This is a genomic window from Pseudomonas sp. 1121_17, from assembly GCF_052850745.1.
On the sequence record NZ_VXCX01000008.1, the window covers coordinates 54532 to 71665 of the forward strand.

At 63.9% G+C, this 17134-nt stretch carries 16 protein-coding genes and 1 riboswitch; of the genes, 10 read left to right on the plus strand and 6 right to left on the minus strand.

The features are described 5' to 3' along the window. Window positions 1-62: 62 nt before the first annotated feature. The 4 genes from FW789_RS15690 to FW789_RS15705 all read right to left on the minus strand — a co-directional run bounded on the left by FW789_RS15690 (window position 63) and on the right by FW789_RS15705 (window position 3458). Window positions 63-1025, minus strand: a complete 963-nt coding sequence (locus FW789_RS15690; protein ID WP_446431725.1) for a metal ABC transporter ATPase — start codon at window positions 1023-1025, stop codon at window positions 63-65. A gap of 39 nt (window positions 1026-1064) precedes the next feature. Next, entirely contained in the window at window positions 1065-1877 is an 813-nt protein-coding gene (locus tag FW789_RS15695) for an aldo/keto reductase (RefSeq protein WP_411562277.1), read from the minus strand. Further along, window positions 1874-3049: an FAD-dependent oxidoreductase gene (locus FW789_RS15700; RefSeq protein WP_207073744.1), complete on the minus strand. Its 1176-nt coding sequence runs from the start codon at window positions 3047-3049 to the stop codon at window positions 1874-1876. The genes FW789_RS15695 and FW789_RS15700 overlap by 4 nt, the downstream gene beginning before the upstream one ends. 76 nt (window positions 3050-3125) lie before the next feature. Continuing rightward, the gene (locus FW789_RS15705) at window positions 3126-3458 is read right to left on the minus strand and encodes a DMT family transporter (RefSeq protein WP_103435831.1); all 333 of its coding nucleotides are present in this window, start codon (window positions 3456-3458) and stop codon (window positions 3126-3128) included. A gap of 133 nt (window positions 3459-3591) precedes the next feature. Between FW789_RS15705 and waaA the strand changes: the two genes are divergently transcribed. Further along, a complete protein-coding gene (gene waaA / locus FW789_RS15710) occupies window positions 3592-4863 on the plus strand; it encodes a lipid IV(A) 3-deoxy-D-manno-octulosonic acid transferase (RefSeq protein WP_186700673.1) in 1272 nt (423 codons plus the stop codon). Window positions 4864-4906: 43 nt separating this feature from the next. On the opposite strand, the gene FW789_RS15715 is transcribed toward waaA, so the two are convergent. Next, entirely contained in the window at window positions 4907-6343 is a 1437-nt protein-coding gene (locus FW789_RS15715) for a TolC family outer membrane protein (protein ID WP_186700672.1), read from the minus strand. Window positions 6344-6499: 156 nt separating this feature from the next. Beyond that, a riboswitch (TPP riboswitch) is annotated at window positions 6500-6606 on the plus strand. Between the two features lie 155 nt (window positions 6607-6761). Here FW789_RS15715 and thiC point away from each other — a divergent pair. Beyond that, window positions 6762-8648 carry a phosphomethylpyrimidine synthase ThiC gene (thiC, locus tag FW789_RS15720; RefSeq protein WP_446431726.1) on the plus strand — a complete coding sequence of 629 codons (1887 nt, stop codon included), beginning with the start codon at window positions 6762-6764 and terminating at the stop codon, window positions 8646-8648. 161 nt (window positions 8649-8809) lie between these two features. Then, the gene (cytX, locus tag FW789_RS15725) at window positions 8810-10093 is read left to right on the plus strand and encodes a putative hydroxymethylpyrimidine transporter CytX (protein ID WP_411562272.1); all 1284 of its coding nucleotides are present in this window, start codon (window positions 8810-8812) and stop codon (window positions 10091-10093) included. Here the strand turns inward: cytX and FW789_RS15730 are convergent. Then, window positions 10062-10808, minus strand: coding sequence for an RsiV family protein (locus FW789_RS15730; RefSeq protein ID WP_446431727.1), 747 nt, complete (start codon window positions 10806-10808; stop codon window positions 10062-10064). The genes cytX and FW789_RS15730 overlap by 32 nt on opposite strands. A gap of 184 nt (window positions 10809-10992) precedes the next feature. On the opposite strand from FW789_RS15730, the gene FW789_RS15735 reads away from it, so the two are divergent. The 7 genes from FW789_RS15735 (at window position 10993) to FW789_RS15765 (ending at window position 17129) form a co-directional block, all read left to right on the plus strand. Continuing rightward, window positions 10993-11610: an NUDIX domain-containing protein gene (locus tag FW789_RS15735; RefSeq protein WP_186700670.1), complete on the plus strand. Its 618-nt coding sequence runs from the start codon at window positions 10993-10995 to the stop codon at window positions 11608-11610. Beyond that, complete coding sequence (locus tag FW789_RS15740; protein ID WP_101315865.1) at window positions 11601-12053, plus strand: DUF1249 domain-containing protein; 453 nt, start codon at window positions 11601-11603, stop codon at window positions 12051-12053. The genes FW789_RS15735 and FW789_RS15740 overlap by 10 nt, the downstream gene beginning before the upstream one ends. An 85-nt stretch (window positions 12054-12138) precedes the next feature. Then, on the plus strand, window positions 12139-12948 hold the full coding sequence (cpdA, locus tag FW789_RS15745; protein WP_103435836.1) for a 3',5'-cyclic-AMP phosphodiesterase: 810 nt from the start codon (window positions 12139-12141) through the stop codon (window positions 12946-12948). A gap of 134 nt (window positions 12949-13082) precedes the next feature. Continuing rightward, window positions 13083-13691 carry a YqiA/YcfP family alpha/beta fold hydrolase gene (locus tag FW789_RS15750; protein ID WP_207073748.1) on the plus strand — a complete coding sequence of 203 codons (609 nt, stop codon included), beginning with the start codon at window positions 13083-13085 and terminating at the stop codon, window positions 13689-13691. Window positions 13692-13726: 35 nt separating this feature from the next. After that, on the plus strand, window positions 13727-15631 hold the full coding sequence (parE, locus tag FW789_RS15755; RefSeq protein WP_101315871.1) for a DNA topoisomerase IV subunit B: 1905 nt from the start codon (window positions 13727-13729) through the stop codon (window positions 15629-15631). Next, window positions 15631-16614, plus strand: a complete 984-nt coding sequence (locus FW789_RS15760; protein ID WP_446431764.1) for an esterase-like activity of phytase family protein — start codon at window positions 15631-15633, stop codon at window positions 16612-16614. Before parE ends, FW789_RS15760 begins: the two co-directional genes overlap by 1 nt. After that, a complete protein-coding gene (locus FW789_RS15765; RefSeq protein WP_103435839.1) occupies window positions 16611-17129 on the plus strand; it encodes a retropepsin-like aspartic protease family protein in 519 nt (172 codons plus the stop codon). Before FW789_RS15760 ends, FW789_RS15765 begins: the two co-directional genes overlap by 4 nt. The last annotated feature ends 5 nt before the right edge of the window (window positions 17130-17134 follow it).

Consider the following 17134-nt stretch of genomic DNA (forward strand, 5'->3'; position numbering starts at 1 on the left):
CGGGCCCGCTTTGCGGGCCTTTGGCGACAAAAGGCCGCTCCTACAAAAATTAGTCCGTGTGTTTATTTATGCAGCGATGTGCGAGCCCGAGCCAGCAGAGCCCGCGCCTTGCCCGTCAGCCGCTGCAACCGTGAAGCCAGCCGAGGCTCCACCAGCCCCTGCTGGCGCAGCCAATCCTTCCAGCGCACTCGCTCGTCACGCACCACCCAGCCTTCCTGCCGGGCAAAACTCTCGGCCAGCCAGATCCCACGGGTACTGGCCGGCACCAAAGTGTCCTTCTTCAGAGTGAACAGCTCGGCCGTAGGCCGCCCATCCACCAACGGCATCAAGTACAGATCAGGCCGCTTGCGATTAAGCCGCGCCACCAGTTGATCCCCTTCCAGCCGCTCATCCACATGAAACAGACTCAGCGACTTGGCCTCCCGTGGCACCTGCAAGCGCAAGTCATAGATCAGCTGCAACGACGCTGTAGGCAAATGTACATAGGCCCGCGGCTTTTCGATCAACACCAGGTTGCCCGACTGCACCGGCCGCGCCGCCGTGGCCTGTGAGGTCAGCACAAACGGCAATGCCTCCCGATAATGCAGCGCCGCCGCGTAGGGCGCGGGCAGCCAGGTATCGTTGAAGCGCCCGCCCAGCCAGCCCTCTGGCGTCTCCAGCAGGCACTCTTCGGCTACCTCCTGAATCGCGGTATGCAGCGGCAGGTTCAGCTCCTGCGCCGGCACATAGCCGGAAATCAGCTTGAGCACCACATCGCCACGGTCTTGCCGGCGCTGACGCACCAGCACCCAGTATTCGCGGTTCTGCCACTGCAGCGTCAGCCGCACCGACACGCCCAGGTTGGCCAGCTCAACCACGAAGCGCTCGCTGTCGGCCACCTGCACCGCCTTGCGTCGTTGCAGGGTCTGGGCGAAGTTCAGCGGCATGCCGATGGTCTGATAACTCAGGCCCTCGGCAGTGGCTTCGACATGCAGCGGCAGCGTTTTGAAGTTGCTCGGGTTCTTGCGGATCAGCGTACGTGCCACGAGGCTCCTCCTTGCGCTTGTGTTGCCGTGCCAGCGGCCTTATTGCTGCCTCAAGATACGGGCAACAGTGGCCACGTTATGGGCCAGATGCAGCGGGTTGATGGTGCCGACGATAGCACTGCTCACGCCCGGGTGGGCAAACAGCAGCTCGAAGCTGGCCTGTACCGCGTCCACCCCCGGCGCCAGGCAGACATGCCCGCTGGCCAGGGCTTTCTTCACCAGAATGGCTTTGCCATGCTCGGCGGCGTAGTCCAGCACCGGGCGTTCGGTTTGCTCGTTGAGGTTGAAGGTAACCATCGCACAGTCACCCTCCTGCAACGCCTTGAGCCCACCTGCCGCGGTCTTGCCAGACAAGCCAAAACCGAGAATCTTGCCTTCCTGCTTGAGCGCGGCGAGGGTCTGGTAGACCTCTTCCTGCTCGAGGATCGCCAGGTCATTACCATCTGAATGGACCAGCACCAGCTCGATTCGATCCGTTTCAAGACGCTTGAGGCTACGTTCGACCGAGCGCCGGGTGTGCGCGGCAGAGAAGTCGAAGTGCGACTGGCCATCGTTGAACTCTTCACCGACCTTGCTGACGATCACCCACTCGTCACGCTGACCGCGCAGCAGCGGCCCGAGGCGCTCTTCACTGCGACCGTAGGCCGGCGCGGTATCGATCAGGTTGATCCCCAGTTCACGCGCCTGGGCCAGCAGCATGCGTGCCTCGTCGTCGCCTGGGATGGTGAACCCGCTGGGGTATTTGACGCCCTGATCACGGCCCAGCTTGACCGTGCCCAGGCCCAGCGGTGAAACCATCAGGCCAGTGCTGCCCAGCGCTCGATGCAGGTCATGCAGATCGAGCAGGCTCATGGCAGCAGTTGCTCCCAGGCCGGTACGCCGAGCGCAGGCCGGGGCAGGCAGGACAAGTCAGGCTTGGCTTGAGGGCGAATACCATCGCGTTCGAGCTTGGCCAGCACGTGATCGGCGAAGTCCGGCGCCAGCGCCAGTTTGGTCGGCCAACCGACCAGCAGGCGCTGCTCTTCGGCGAGGAAGGCGTTGTCCGGCCGCACTTGGCCAGACTGCGCTGGCTCGGCTCGATCAACCCGCAGGGTGGCCCAGCGCAGCTGGCTTTGATCTACCCATGGCAACAGGCTGGCGACTTCTTTCTGCGCGGCAGCGATTTGCGCCGCTGGCTCGCGGGCAACGCCATCGGCTTCAGCCAAATCACCACCCAGGTACCACACCCACTGCCCATCCGCGCCGGGATGAGTGGTGACCGTGATGCGCGGCTTGGGCCCACCGCCGAGGCAGTGCGCGTACAAAGGCTTGAGGTTGGGGCCTTTGGCCAGAACCATGTGCAACGGTCGGCGCTGCATGGCCGGTTGGTCCAGGCCGAGGGCCTGAAGCAGCTCGGCGGTGCCACCACCGGCGCTCAGCACGATGCGCTGGGCGTGAATCTCGCGCCCGTCGACACGCAGGCCGACCAGTTCATCGCCTTCGCGCAACGGCTCGATCTGCTCGCCGGCGAGCAAACTGTCACCGGCCAGCGCAGCAAGGTTGGCGAGCAGGCTGGGCACGTCGATGACCAGCTCGGCGAGGCGATAGACCTTGCCTTTGAAGGCGCGGTCTTGCAGGGCAGGCGGCAGTTGTTCGCCCTTGACCTGATCGACCCGGCCGCGCATGGCCTTGCTGGCAAAAAAGCTGGTGACATTGCCAAACAGGCCGCCCGGCGACCATAGGTAATGTGCATCGGACAACAAGCGTACCTTGTCCAGGTTCAGCTCGCCGCTGCCTGCCAGCGCCTCGCGCCAGCGCCGCGGCATGTCGGCGATCGCCTCGGAGGCGCCGGTCAGGCTGCCGTGCAGAGCGTACTTGATGCCGCCGTGGATGATCCCCTGCGACTTGATGGTCTGCTCGCCGCCCAGGCTTGCGCGTTCCACCAGCACCGTCGAATAGCCCAGGCGCTGCAGCCGGGCATTGAGCCAGAGGCCTGCGACCCCGGCGCCGACGATCAGTACGTCAGTGGAAATGGCAGATGGCATGCGGGCACCTCAAAGACAGGGACAGGCCAGCAGTATACAGGCTGATGTCTTTGCCGTTGACCGCGCAACGCAGCGGTCAGTGCCCGCTGCTGTTGGAAAATACCTGAATGACCACCACGCCGCCGACGATCATGGCCATGCCAAGCACAGCCGGCAGGTCCAGTTTCTGCCCATAGATGAGCCAAGCGGCGATGCTGATCAGGACGATGCCCAGCCCCGACCAGATGGCGTAGGCAATACCTACCGGAATGCTGCGTACCACCAGGGTCAGCATCCAGAACGCCACGGTGTAGCCGGCGATCATCAGCAACAGCGGCAGCGGCGTACTGAGGCCTTTGACCGCCTTCATCGAAGCGGTGGCGACGACCTCGGCGCAAATGGCGATGGCCAGATAAACATATGCGTTCACGCTGCATTCCTCGATTGATTGTCGGCCATTCTAGGCGATCCGCTTGGCAGCTTTCACGCTGTGTCCGCCGCTTTTATGGCTTGGGCGGACATGGGCAGGCCTTTTCAGGCAGTTCCTAGTAAACTGCGCCGCCATGAACAGAACCCTTTATACCCTGCTGTTTCACCTGGGCCTGCCGCTGGTAGCGCTGCGCCTGTTCCTGCGTGCGCGCAAGGCGCCGGCCTACGGCCAGCGCGTCGCCGAGCGCTTTGCCATCAAGCTGCCACCGATGCGTCAGGGCGGCATCTGGGTGCATGCAGTGTCTGTCGGCGAGAGCATCGCGGCGGCGCCGATGGTGCGCGCATTGCTCAAGGCCTACCCCGAGCTGCCGATCACTGTGACCTGCATGACCCCTACCGGTTCGGAGCGGATTCGCGCGCTGTTTGCCGATGAGCCACGCATTCAGCATTGCTACCTGCCGTACGACCTGCCCTGGGCGGCGGCGCGCTTTCTCGACCATGTGCGGCCGCGGCTGGGCGTGATCATGGAAACCGAGCTGTGGCCCAACCATATCCACCAGTGCGCCAAGCGCGGCATCCCGGTGGCGCTGGCCAACGCGCGCTTGTCGGCGCGGTCGGCGCGCGGCTATGGCCGCTTCGCCAAACTGACCCGGCCAATGCTCGCCGAGATGAGCCTGATCGCGGCGCAGACCGAAACCGAAGCCGAGCGCTTTCGCAGCCTCGGCGCGCGGCCTGAATGCGTGCAGGTGACCGGCTCGATCAAGTTCGACCTCAAGCTCGACGAACAGCTGCTGCCCCGTGCCCGCCAATTGCGCGAGCAATGGCAGGCCAGCCAACGCCCGGTCTGGATCGCAGCCAGCACCCATGAAGGCGAGGATGCGCAGGTGCTGGAGGCGCACCGCCGCCTGCTCCAGGTGCATGCCGATGCGCTGCTGATTCTGGTGCCGCGTCACCCTGAGCGGTTCAACGCCGTGCATGCGTTGTGTGCTGAACAGTTCGCCACCGTGCGCCGTTCCAGCGCCGAGTTGGTCACCGACGCAACCCAGGTGCTGCTCGGCGATACCATGGGCGAGTTGCTGTTCCTCTATGCGCTGGCCGATATCGCCTTCGTCGGCGGCAGCCTGATGCCAACAGGCGGCCACAACCCGCTGGAGCCGGCTGCGCTGGCCCTGCCGGTGATCAGCGGCCCACACGTGTTCAACTTCCTCGATATCAGCGCAATGCTGAAAGATGCCGGCGCGTTGCAGTCAGTTGACGACAGTCAGGCATTGGCTGCCGCCGTGCAGCGGCTGGTCGAGTTGCCGTTGGACGCGAAGCGCATGGGCGAAGCGGGCAGGGCGGTGATGCAGGCCAATCAGGGCGCGTTGCAGCACTTGCTGGATGGCCTGGCTCGGCTGCTGGGCTAGCGATTGACTGCGGCGCGGGCGAGCCCGGCGCCGCAGTCGCAGATCAAGGCCGGCGTTCGAAGTTCTTCGCCGCCGCTGCTGCCAGATCCGGCGGCAGGAAGTCCTTGTCCGGGTTGTAATCGGCTTTCAGATAACGGCCCAGGTCGGACAGGTCCTGCGGACTCAAGGTGCCGGCAGCCTGCTTCAGGCGCAGGTTATCCAGAATGTAGTCGTAGCGGCTGTTGTTGTAGTCACGCACGGAGGTGTAAAGCTGGCGCTGCGCATCGAGCACGTCGACGATGTTGCGGGTGCCGACCTGATAACCGATTTCGGTCGCCTCCAGCGCACTCTGGTTGGAGATGATCGACTGCTTGCGCGCCTGCACCTGTTCGACATCGGTGTTCACCGCGCGGTGCAGGTTGCGGGTGTTTTCCACCACCTGGCGGCGCAGGCTTTCGCGCTGCTGCTCGCTCTGGCTCAAGCGCTGATAGGCCTCGCGCACTTGCGAGCTGGTCAGGCCGCCGCTGTACAGCGGGATGTTCAACTGCAGGCCGATGCTGGTCTGTTCGACGTCGCCGCCGTAGCGCACGCCGGGCTGCGGCGCCGGGTTGGAAAAGCCCAGCGCATCGTTGTCACCCTTCTGGTAACGCGCCACCGCATCGACCGTCGGGGCATGGCCGGCCTTGCGCTGGCGCAAGGTTTCTTCGGCGGCATCGACAGCGTAGTTGGTCGCCTGCAGGTTGAGGTTCTGCCGTGCCGCGGTCTCGACCCAGGCCTTGGCATCGTTGGGCATCGGCACCTGGATCGGCAGGCTGTGGACCACGCCCTGCAATGAGCCATAGTCGCGGTTGGTCAGCGTTACCAATGCCTCGAAGGCATCTGCTACCTGGCGTTCGGCGATGATCCGGTTGGCCCGCGCCGTGTCGTAGCTGGCCTGCGACTGGAGCACGTCGGTCTTGTCCGACAGGCCGACGTCAAAGCGCTCGTTGGATTGATCCAGTTGGCGCTTGAAGGCGGCTTCCTCGGCTTTGGTCGAGGCTAGATTGTCTTGCGCCCGCAGTACCGAGAAATAGTTCTCGGCGGTCTGCAGAATCAGGTTCTGCTCGTTGGCCGACAGCTCCAGCGCCGCCTGCTCGTTGACCGCTTCGGCGGCTTGCAACTGGAACCAGCGATCGGCGCGGAAGATCGGCTGCGACAGGGTCGCGCTCCACGAATTGCCGCTGCGATTGGAGGTGATCGCCGGCTCGTCGAGCTTGGTGCGGGTGTTCATCATTTCGGCACCCGCCGACAGGTTCGGCAGCAGCCCGGCGCGGGCCTGCGGCACGATTTCGCGGCGTGCGCCATAGTCGGCGCGGGCAGCGGCAAGGTCGGCATTGTTGCTGGCCGCTTCCTGATAGACGCTGATCAGGTCGGTCTTCACTGGCGCGGGCAGATCAGCCGCCCAGACCACTCCGTTGGACGCACAAGACACGGCAACCGCCAGTGAAAGTTTGCGCAGCATAGGGCAATCCTTGTACGAGTTTTAATTACTGAACCGTTGAGTATCGGTGCGCCAGTGTAAGGCTGCGCACGGCCGGCAACAATCGCTGATTGGCGCCTTTGATCGCCGCGCTGCAAGCACCCTTGGCTTTGCGCGCAACTCCAGTCTAGACTGCGCATGTTCTTGTCGGGGTGCCTTGATGCAAAGGCTGAGATCGGAAGTTTCCGGATCCCGTTGAACCTGATCAGGTTAGCGCCTGCGTAGGGAACAAGATTTCTCGCTTTCCCGGCGAGTCTCTTGTGTCAGGTCCGGGATTTGTCGAGCAGCGCAGCCGCGCATTGGCATTCCAGGTATCCGGCACTGCATCCATCAAGGGTGTGTCCGCGTCATTCAGGTTCTCCCCGACATTCCGCCGCTAGGAAGCTGTCTGGAGCCTGTGATGAGCAAACAAGAAAAAGCGATCAACCTCAGCGAATCGGCGCAAGTCGATCAGCAGTCTGTGCAACCCTTCACCCGTTCGCGCAAAGTGTATGTCCAGGGTCCGCGCCCGGATATCCGTGTGCCCATGCGCGAAATCAGCCTGGATGACACCCCTACCGACTTTGGCGGCGAAGCCAATGCGCCGGTGCTGGTGTACGACACCTCGGGCCCGTATACCGACCCCGCTGTCAGCATCGATGTGCGCAAAGGCCTGGGCGATGTCCGCTCGGCCTGGATCGACGCGCGGGGCGACACCGAACGCCTGGAGGGTCTGAGCTCGAACTTCGGCCAGCAGCGCCTGAGCGATGCCGAGCTGACCAAGCTGCGCTTTGCCCACGTGCGCAATCCGCGCCGGGCCAAGGCCGGCGCCAACGTCACGCAGATGCACTACGCGCGGCAGGGCATCATTACTGCCGAGATGGAATACGTCGCCATCCGCGAAAACATGAAGCTGCAAGAGGCCCGCGCTGCCGGCCTGCTTGAGCAGCAGCACGCCGGCCACAGCTTCGGCGCCAGTGTGCCCAAGGAAATCACCGCAGAGTTCGTCCGCGACGAAATCGCCCGTGGCCGCGCGATCATCCCGGCCAACATCAACCACACCGAACTCGAACCGATGATCATCGGCCGTAACTTTCTGGTGAAGATCAACGGCAACATCGGCAACAGCGCGCTGGGGTCGTCCATCGAAGAAGAAGTGGCCAAGCTGACCTGGGGCATCCGCTGGGGTTCGGACACGGTCATGGACCTCTCCACCGGCAAGCACATCCATGAAACCCGCGAGTGGATCATCCGCAACTCGCCGGTGCCGATCGGCACCGTGCCGATTTACCAAGCACTGGAAAAGGTCGGCGGCGTTGCCGAAGACCTGACCTGGGAGCTGTTCCGCGACACCTTGATCGAGCAGGCCGAGCAGGGCGTGGACTACTTCACCATCCATGCCGGCGTGCTCCTGCGCTACGTGCCGCTGACCGCCAAGCGCGTCACCGGCATTGTCAGCCGTGGTGGTTCGATCATGGCCAAGTGGTGCCTGGCGCATCACCAGGAGAACTTCCTCTACACCCATTTCGATGAAATCTGCGAAATCATGAAGGCTTACGACGTCAGCTTCTCGCTCGGCGACGGCCTGCGTCCGGGCTCGATTGCCGATGCCAACGACGCCGCCCAGTTCGGTGAGCTGGAGACCCTGGGCGAACTGACCAAGATCGCCTGGAGGCACGACGTACAGTGCATGATCGAAGGCCCCGGCCATGTGCCGATGCAGTTGATCAAGGAGAACATGGACAAGCAGCTGGAATGCTGCGACGAGGCGCCGTTCTACACCCTCGGCCCGCTGACCACTGACATCGCGCCGGGCTACGACCACATCACCTCGGGCATCGGTGCGGCGATGATCGGCTGGTTTGGCTGCGCCATGCTCTGCTATGTCACGCCCAAGGAGCACCTCGGCCTGCCGAACAAGGATGACGTCAAGACCGGCATCATCACTTACAAGATCGCCGCACATGCCGCCGACCTTGCCAAGGGCCACCCCGGCGCGCAGATCCGCGACAACGCGCTGTCCAAGGCGCGCTTCGAGTTCCGCTGGCAGGACCAGTTCAACCTTGGCCTGGACCCGGACACCGCCCGTGCCTACCACGACGAGACCCTGCCCAAGGAATCGGCCAAGGTCGCTCACTTCTGCTCGATGTGCGGGCCGAAGTTCTGCTCGATGAAGATCACCCAGGAAGTGCGCGAGTACGCTGCCAATCAGCGTATCGAGGCGGTCGACATGTCGGTCGAGGAGGGCATGCGCGAGCAGTCCGAGCGCTTCCGTCAGACCGGCAGCCAGCTGTATCAGAAGGTGTGATGCAACTGGGGCCGCTTTGCGGCCCTTCGCGGCGGTCCGGCGTCCCGGTACACCCGCTCCCACAGGTTTAGGCGGCGCTGCAAAACCTTGTGGGAGCGGGTTTACCCGCGAACGAGCGCGAAGACCTCGCATCTCCACAATAACTCCGGCGAGCATCAACTATGACTACCCCCAGCAACTTCTCCCCCGATCAGCCGATCGCCGCCAGCCAGCGCCTGTTTGGCGGGCGGGACCTGTTTGTCCTGTGGTTCTCCCTTGGCACTGGCTTGATGGTGCTGCAGGTCGGCGCCATGCTCGCGCCCGGTCTGGGTCTGGCCGGCGCGATACTGGCAATCGTGCTCGGCACTGCGGTTGGCGTGCTGCTGCTGGCTGCCGCCGGGGTGATCGGCAGTGACACCGGCCTGTCGGCCATGGGCACCTTGCGCTTGAGCCTTGGCCGGCACGGCGTGCGCCTGCCGGCAGTGCTCAACCTGCTCCAGCTGATTGGCTGGGGCTCGTTTGAAATCATCGTCATGCGCGACGCCGCCAGCCTGCTCGGCGCGCGGGCGTTCGGAGCCGATAGTGCCTGGACCAGCCCGCTGCTGTGGACGCTGTGCTTTGGCGCGTTGGCAACGCTGCTGGCAATCTGCGGTCCGCTGACCTTCGTGCGCAAGATCTTGCGCAAGTGGGGTATCTGGCTATTGATCGGCGCCTGCCTGTGGCTGACCTGGAACCTGTTTGCCAAGGCCGATCTGAGCGCTATCTGGCAGCGTGCGGGCGATGGCTCGATGTCGCTGGCGGTGGGTTTTGACATCGTCATCGCCATGCCGCTGTCGTGGTTGCCGTTGATTGCCGACTATTCCCGCTTCGCCCAGCATGCGGGCCGCGTGTTCAGTGGCACCGTGCTCGGTTATCTGCTTGGTAATGCCTGGCTGATGAGCCTTGGCGTTGCCTACACCCTGGCCTTTGCGCCAAGCGGTGAGGCCAATGCCCTGCTGCTGGCGCTGGCCGGCGCCGGCTTGGGTATCCCGCTGTTGTTGATTCTGCTGGATGAGACCGAGAACGCTTTTGCCGATATCCATTCCGGCGCGGTCTCCACCGGCTTGCTGCTGCCGATCAAGGTCGAACACCTGGCCCTGGCGATCGGCCTGCTGTGCACGCTGATCGCCTGCCTGGCGCCGCTGGCCCAGTACGAGAACTTCCTGCTGTTGATCGGTTCGGTATTCGCGCCGCTGTTCGGCGTGGTGCTGATGGATCACTTCGTGATCCGCCGGCGCCAGCTGCCGACCCGTGTCGAGGGTTTGCACTGGCAGGCGCTGCTGGCCTGGGCGCTGGGCGTCGCGGCCTATCATGGCATTGCCAATCTGGCCCCGGAGTTCGGCGCAACACTGCCGGCATTGATGCTGGCAGGGCTGCTGTACGGGCTATTGAGTGTCAGCCGCGGCCGGGAAACAGCTCAGGCTTGATCACGCCATTCAGGCGCGGGTAGGGGATTTTCAGCTCGATGTGGCCCATGGAGTAGGGCGCGATGGCATACACCTCGTACTTCACCACGACCGCACCGTAGGTCAGGGCAATGTGCGGGGACTTCTTGAACGGCCAGGTCTTGACGAATTCGGCGTCCTTGTCCATGCCGGTGCTGATCATCCAGGCGCGGTGCGACTCTTCGACGGTTTTCCAGAAGGTGTCTTCCTGGCCTGGCACCAGCATGTCCTGCAGGGTCAGGACCTTGTCCTGCTTGCGCGAGTAGTTGATGAACGCGCGGCCGGGCATGCCGTGGGCGCCACCACTGTCGAGGTAGCTGGACAGCTCGATGATCACCAAGCCGTCATGCTGTTCACGTACCTTGGCTTGCAGGTAGCTGCTGTTGCGCTTGTCGGCGCTGGCCAGGTACTGATCCTCGTAGGCCTTGAGCGAGGTCGGCGCGCTGCTGCGGGCGTTGTCGGTGGTCAGTTGCAGCAGGCGGCTTTCGACGATGGCGTCGAGCTTGGGCAGCGCCGGGAAGTGCACGGTGTCGATGTTCACCAACGGGCAGTCGCTGGCGCTGCAGCCCGGCTTGACGTGCTCCCAGGCATCGCGCTTGACCTCGAGCGGGGCCCGGCAATTGGGCGCGAACAGGCTCTGGCAGGCGCTCAGTGCCACCGCCAGCACAGCCACGGAAGTCAGTTTGACTAGCGTCATGATGATCCTTGCAGAACTTGGATAGTCGGCCTTGGACCGTCGGCAAAGCCGTCGGTTCGCCACTAAGCTAACAGACATGACGCACCCGCTTCCAGCAGCCTGAACGGTCAACGGAAAGGGGTGAAACCCGGTCAAACGCAGAGTAGGATGGCGCGATGCGGTAGTTGAGGTAATGAGGATTTCCATGACAGACACGTCCAATTCGGTGCCCAAGACGGTTGAGATCGTCAAGCGCGAGAACTGCTTCCAGGGCTTTTACAAGCTCGACAAGCTGCACCTGCGCCATGAGCTGTTCGCCGGCGGCATGAGCCGTGAGATCAGCCGCGAGCTGTTCGTGCGCCACGATGCAGTGTGCGTGCTGCCGTACGATCCGCTGCGCGACGAGGTGGTGCTGATCGAGCAGTTCCGCGCTGGCGCCATGGGCAAGGTGGCCAATCCCTGGCTGATTGAAATGGTCGCGGGCCTGATCGACAAGGACGAGCAGCCTGAAGAGGTTGCCCATCGCGAAGCCGAAGAAGAAGCCGGCCTGACCTTCTCGGCCCTGTGGCCGATGACCCGCTACTTCCCATCGCCGGGCGGCAGCGACGAGTTCGTGCATCTGTTTCTCGGCCGCTGCGTCAGCGAAGGTGCCGGCGGCTTGCATGGGCTGGAGGAAGAGGGCGAGGATATCCGCGTGCGCGTCTGGTCGTTCGAGGACGCCCTGCAGGCGGTACGTGACGGGCGCATCTGCAACGCGGCCAGCATCATCGGCCTGCAATGGCTGGCGCTGAACCGCGACGAAGTACGGGGGATGTGGAAGTGAACCTGCTGCGCGAGCGTTATCGGGTCGATCTGGTCGGGCTGCAAAGTGCCTGCGAGGCCAACTACGCTCGCTTGATGCGCCTGTTGCCGGACATGCGTACTACCCAGAGCTCGCGGCGCATCGGTATGACCCAGGGCGACCAGATGCTTGGCGTGCTGGTGCTGGACGTGCTGCTGACGTGCCCATACACCACCACCCTGCGCGTGCGTCAGGAACATAGCCTGCCCTGGCTGCCGGTGCCGCAGTTGGAAGTGCAGGTGTACCACGATGCGCGCATGGCCGAAGTGGTCAGCGCCGAGCATGCACGGCGCTTTCGCAGCATCTACCCGTACCCCAACGAAGCCATGCACCAGCCCGACGAGAAGGCCCAGCTCAACCTGTTTCTCGGCGAATGGCTGAGCCACTGCCTGGCCTGCGGCCATGAATTGGCGGCAGTACGCTGAAAATGTGATGCGAGTCGGCTTCGCCGGCTTGCGTGAAAGCTGTCAGCGGCGATAATCGCGAAGAACTCGCTCGAGGAGACGGCCGTTGCCGCAGCCCAACCATCCCCATGCACCGATCAACGTCGTGCAACTGACCGACGCCCATCTGTTTGCTGATCCGGCGGGCACCCTGCTGGGCCTGAATACCCGCGGCAGTCTGCAGCATGTGATCGACCAGGTGCATCGCGAACAGCCTGCAATCGACTTGCTGCTGTGCACCGGCGACCTGTCGCAGGATGCCAGCGCGACGGCCTATCGCGCCTTTGCCGAGATGACGGCGACGCTGCGCGCGCCAGCCCGCTGGCTGCCGGGCAACCATGATCAGGCGCGAGTGATGGCCGAGGTGGCGCAAGGTACGGATTTATTGCAGTCGGTAACCGATGTGGGCAACTGGCGCATCATCATGCTCGACTCGGCAGTGGTGGGCGCGACCCATGGCCTGCTCGCGCCGGCGCAGCTTGCCGTCCTCGATCAAGCCCTGAACAGTGCCTCCCAGCGCCATAGCCTGATCTGCTGTCACCACCAGCCGGTGGATATCGGCTGCGCCTGGATGGCGCCGATCGGCCTGCGCAACAGCGATGAGTTGCTGCAACGGGTGCAGGCTCACCCGCAGGTGCGCGCGGTGCTCTGGGGGCATGTGCACCAAGCCTTCGAGCAGACGCGTGACGGCGTGCGCTACATGGCAACACCGTCGACCTGCATCCAGTTCGCCCCGGGTAGCGTCGACTTCAAGGTCAGTGAAGAATTGCCGGGATACCGCTGGCTGCGCCTGCACGCAGACGGTCAGCTGGAAACAGGCGTAGAGCGGGCGCTGGATTATGTGCTGCAGCTGGATTTCAACAGCCCCGGTTATTGAGCGCGCAGCCCTCAGCGACTTTGAGCAATTTATTACGAAAATCCCGAAGCAGCGCCAATGCTCGGCGAACACGCTACACTGCGCGTCCCTGCGCCCCAACTGGCGGGCGCGCCGCAGCAGACACCGGGGGCAGCATGTCGGGTTCCATCCTTTATATCCACGGCTTCAACAGCTCGCCGCTGTCGACCAAGGCGCGCCAGCTTGAGGCGGTGATGCAGCAACTGGGCCTGGCTGGCCAGTTGCGCATCCCCGCGCTGCACCATCACCCGCGTGAGGCGATTGGCCAGCTTGAAGCCGCCATTGCCGAGTTGGGCGCGCCCTTGCTGGTAGGCAGTTCGCTGGGCGGCTACTATGCGACCCATCTGGCCGAGCGGCATGGCCTCAAGGCCCTGCTGATCAACCCGGCGGTAGCGCCGCACCGCTTGTTCGACGGCTACCTGGGCACCCAGCGCAACCTGTATACCGATGAGCCTTGGGAGCTGACCCTGGACCACGTGCAGGCGCTGGCCGAGCTCGAAGGGGCGCCGCCAACCGATGCCGCGCGTTACCAGGTGTGGTTGCAGACTGCCGATGAAACCCTCGACTACCGCCACGCCGCTGCCTACTACCAGGCCTGCGCGCTGCGTATCGAAGCCGGTGGCGACCATAGTTTCCAGGGCTTCACCAAGCGCCTGCCGGCGTTGCTGGCTTTTGCCGGCATTGCCCGCGAGCAATATGCGGCGCTCGATTTTTCTGTATTTTGATTTTTTCGCATTCACCAGACTGACGACGAGAACCCATGGCCAACCCCAGCGCTAGCGCCTATAACGCCGACGCCATCGAAGTCCTCTCCGGCCTCGATCCGGTGCGTAAACGGCCCGGTATGTACACCGACACCAGCCGGCCCAACCACCTGGCCCAGGAGGTCATCGACAACAGTGTCGACGAAGCCCTGGCCGGCCACGCCCGCTCGGTGCAGGTCATCCTGCATGCCGACCACTCGCTGGAAGTCAGCGACGATGGCCGCGGCATGCCGGTCGACATCCACCCCGAAGAGGGCGTCTCGGGTGTCGAACTGATCCTTACCAAACTGCACGCCGGCGGCAAGTTCTCGAACAAGAACTACCAGTTCTCCGGTGGTCTGCACGGCGTTGGTATCTCCGTGGTCAACGCCTTGTCGACCCAGGTTCGGGTGCGGGTCAAGCGTGACGGCAACGAATACCAGATGACCTTCGCCGACGGCTACAAGGCCACCGAGCTGGAAGTGATCGGTACGGTCGGCAAGCGCAACACCGGTACCAGCGTGTATTTCAGCCCTGATCCGAAGTACTTCGACTCGCCGAAGTTTTCCATCAGCCGCCTCAAGCATGTGCTCAAGGCCAAGGCCGTGCTCTGCCCGGGCTTGTCGATCAGCTTCGAAGACAAGGCCAGTGGCGAGAAAGTCGAGTGGCACTACGAAGACGGCCTGCGCTCGTACCTGGTCGATTCGGTCAGCGACTTCCTGCGGCTGCCCGACGAGCCGTTCTGCGGCAGCCTGGCCGGTAACAAGGAAGCGGTCGACTGGGCATTGCTATGGCTGCCTGAGGGCGGCGACAGCGTGCAGGAAAGCTACGTCAACCTGATCCCGACGGCGCAAGGGGGTACCCACGTCAACGGCCTGCGCCAAGGTCTGCTGGATGCCATGCGCGAGTTCTGCGAGTTCCGCAACCTGCTGCCGCGTGGGGTCAAGCTGGCCCCGGAAGACATCTGGGAGCGGATCAGCTTCGTCCTGTCGATGAAGATGCAGGAGCCGCAGTTCTCCGGCCAGACCAAAGAGCGCTTGTCCTCGCGCGAGGCGGCGGCGTTCGTCTCCGGCGTGGTCAAGGATGCCTTCAGCTTGTGGCTCAACGCGCACCCTGAACTGGGCATGCAGCTGGCGGAGCTTGCCATCAGCAACGCGGGTCGCCGCCTCAAGGCGAGCAAGAAGGTCGAGCGCAAGCGCATTACCCAGGGCCCGGCACTGCCCGGCAAGCTGGCCGACTGCGCTGGCCAGGACCCGATGCGCTCCGAGCTGTTTCTGGTCGAGGGTGACTCCGCCGGCGGTTCGGCGAAGCAGGCGCGGGACAAGGAATTCCAGGCCATCCTGCCGCTGCGCGGGAAGATCCTCAATACCTGGGAAGTCGACGGCGGCGAAGTGCTGGCCAGCCAGGAAGTGCACAACATCGCCGTGGCCATCGGTGTCGATCCGGGTGCCACCGACCTGTCGCAGCTGCGCTACGGCAAGATCTGCATCCTCGCCGACGCCGACTCCGACGGCCTGCACATCGCCACCTTGCTCTGCGCCCTATTCGTGCAGCACTTCCGGCCGTTGGTCGAGGCGGGCAACGTCTACGTCGCCATGCCGCCGCTGTACCGCATCGACCTGGGCAAGGAGATCTACTACGCCCTCGATGAAGCGGAGCGTGACGGCATTCTTGACCGTTTGGTCGCCGAGAAAAAACGTGGCAAGCCGCAGGTCACCCGCTTCAAGGGCCTGGGTGAGATGAACCCGCCGCAGCTGCGCGAAACCACCATGGACCCGAACACCCGGCGCCTGGTGCAGTTGACTCTGGATGACGTCGAGGCCACCTGCGAGCTGATGGACAAGCTGCTGGCGAAGAAGCGCGCCGGTGATCGCAAGAGCTGGCTGGAAACCAAAGGCAACCTGGCTGAGGTCATGGTTTGATTGTTCGGTTGCTTGCCGCAGTACTGGCCCTGGTCGCTTTGCCGAGTCTGGCGAGCGACTGGCCGGAGCTGAAGCTGAGCAGCGAGCACGCTATTGACGGCATGCCCAGCGGCAATCTCTCGGGCCTGGCGATGTGCCGTGGCGCGCTGTGGGGTGTATCCGACCGCGATGACGACCGGATCTACCGCTTCGAGCAGCGCGATGGCGCCTGGCAGGCCGAAGCGATGCCCTTCAGCGCGCCGCCGGTGCCTGACAGTGGCTTGCCGTTAGGCTTGAAGGTGCGCAGTTGGGCGGTCGCCGCAGTGCGCGGTGGTGAATTGGACTTTGAAGGTATCAGCTGCGATCAGGCGGGTAACTTCTACTTGGTCAGCGAATCCCATGCGGCGGTGCTGCAGGTGCCGCTGCAAGGTGAGCCGAACTGGTTGAAGATCGACCCGTTGATGGTTGGCCGGGCGCGTGCCAGCGGCATGCTGCTGCGCTTCAATGGCTTGTTCGAGGGATTGGTGATCAACCCGGCGGGCGATCGTCTATGGCTGGCCGCCGAACGGGAACGGCGCGGCCTGGTTGCCTTGCAACGCCAGCAGTCGCTGTGGACCTGCGTGCGCAGCTGTGTGCTGTTCAGCGAGGCCGGGGTCGAGATGCAGCCGCCGCAAGTGGACAAGCCGCGGCCGGTGTCGCGCGATTTTGCTGACCTGGCGCTGTATGCCGGCAAGCTGTTTACCTTGGAGCGTAATGCCTACCGGGTATGCCGGCGCGACGCGGACAGCGGCGCCGTCGAGCGCTGCTGGTCGTTTGCCGCCGATGCGCTGACCGATGCGCGCCGCTATGACCAGCTGTTTGGCGTCGCCGAAGCCTTGATCATCGATGATCAGGGCGCCTGGATTGGCGTGGACAACAACAACGGCGCCCGCGGCGATGGCGAAGTACGGCCGGTCGTCTGGCGCTTTGCTGCGCCACAAGGCGGCTGGAGTGGCAAACCATGAGCCAGCCGGCCGGCAAGCGCGCGGGCAGGGTGCTGATGATTCTCGCCTGGGCGGCGGCGATGTTTCTTGCCACGCGTTTTTTTGGCGTCTGGGAGGATCAGCAGCGCAACCCCAATGCGCAACCCGAGTCGGCCCATGGTGATGGTTTCATCGAAGTTCGCTTGCTGAGCAATGGTCAGGGCCACTTCGTCGCCGACGGCGCGATCAACGGCCAGACCGTGCACTTCATGCTCGACACCGGCGCGACCGATGTCGCCATCCCCGAGTCGCTGGCCAAAGGCCTTGAGCTGCAACGCGGTGCGCCTGTGCTGGTGAGTACCGCCAATGGTCGTACTGAAGGCTACCGGACCCGTCTGGACAGCCTGCAACTGGGTGATATCCGCCTGCAGGGCGTACGCGCCCTGGTGGTGCCCGGCCTTGACGGCACAACCGTGCTGCTCGGCATGAGCGCCCTCAAACAACTTGAATTTACCCAGCGCGGCGGCAGCATGCTGTTGCGCCAGAACCTGAAATGACGAGG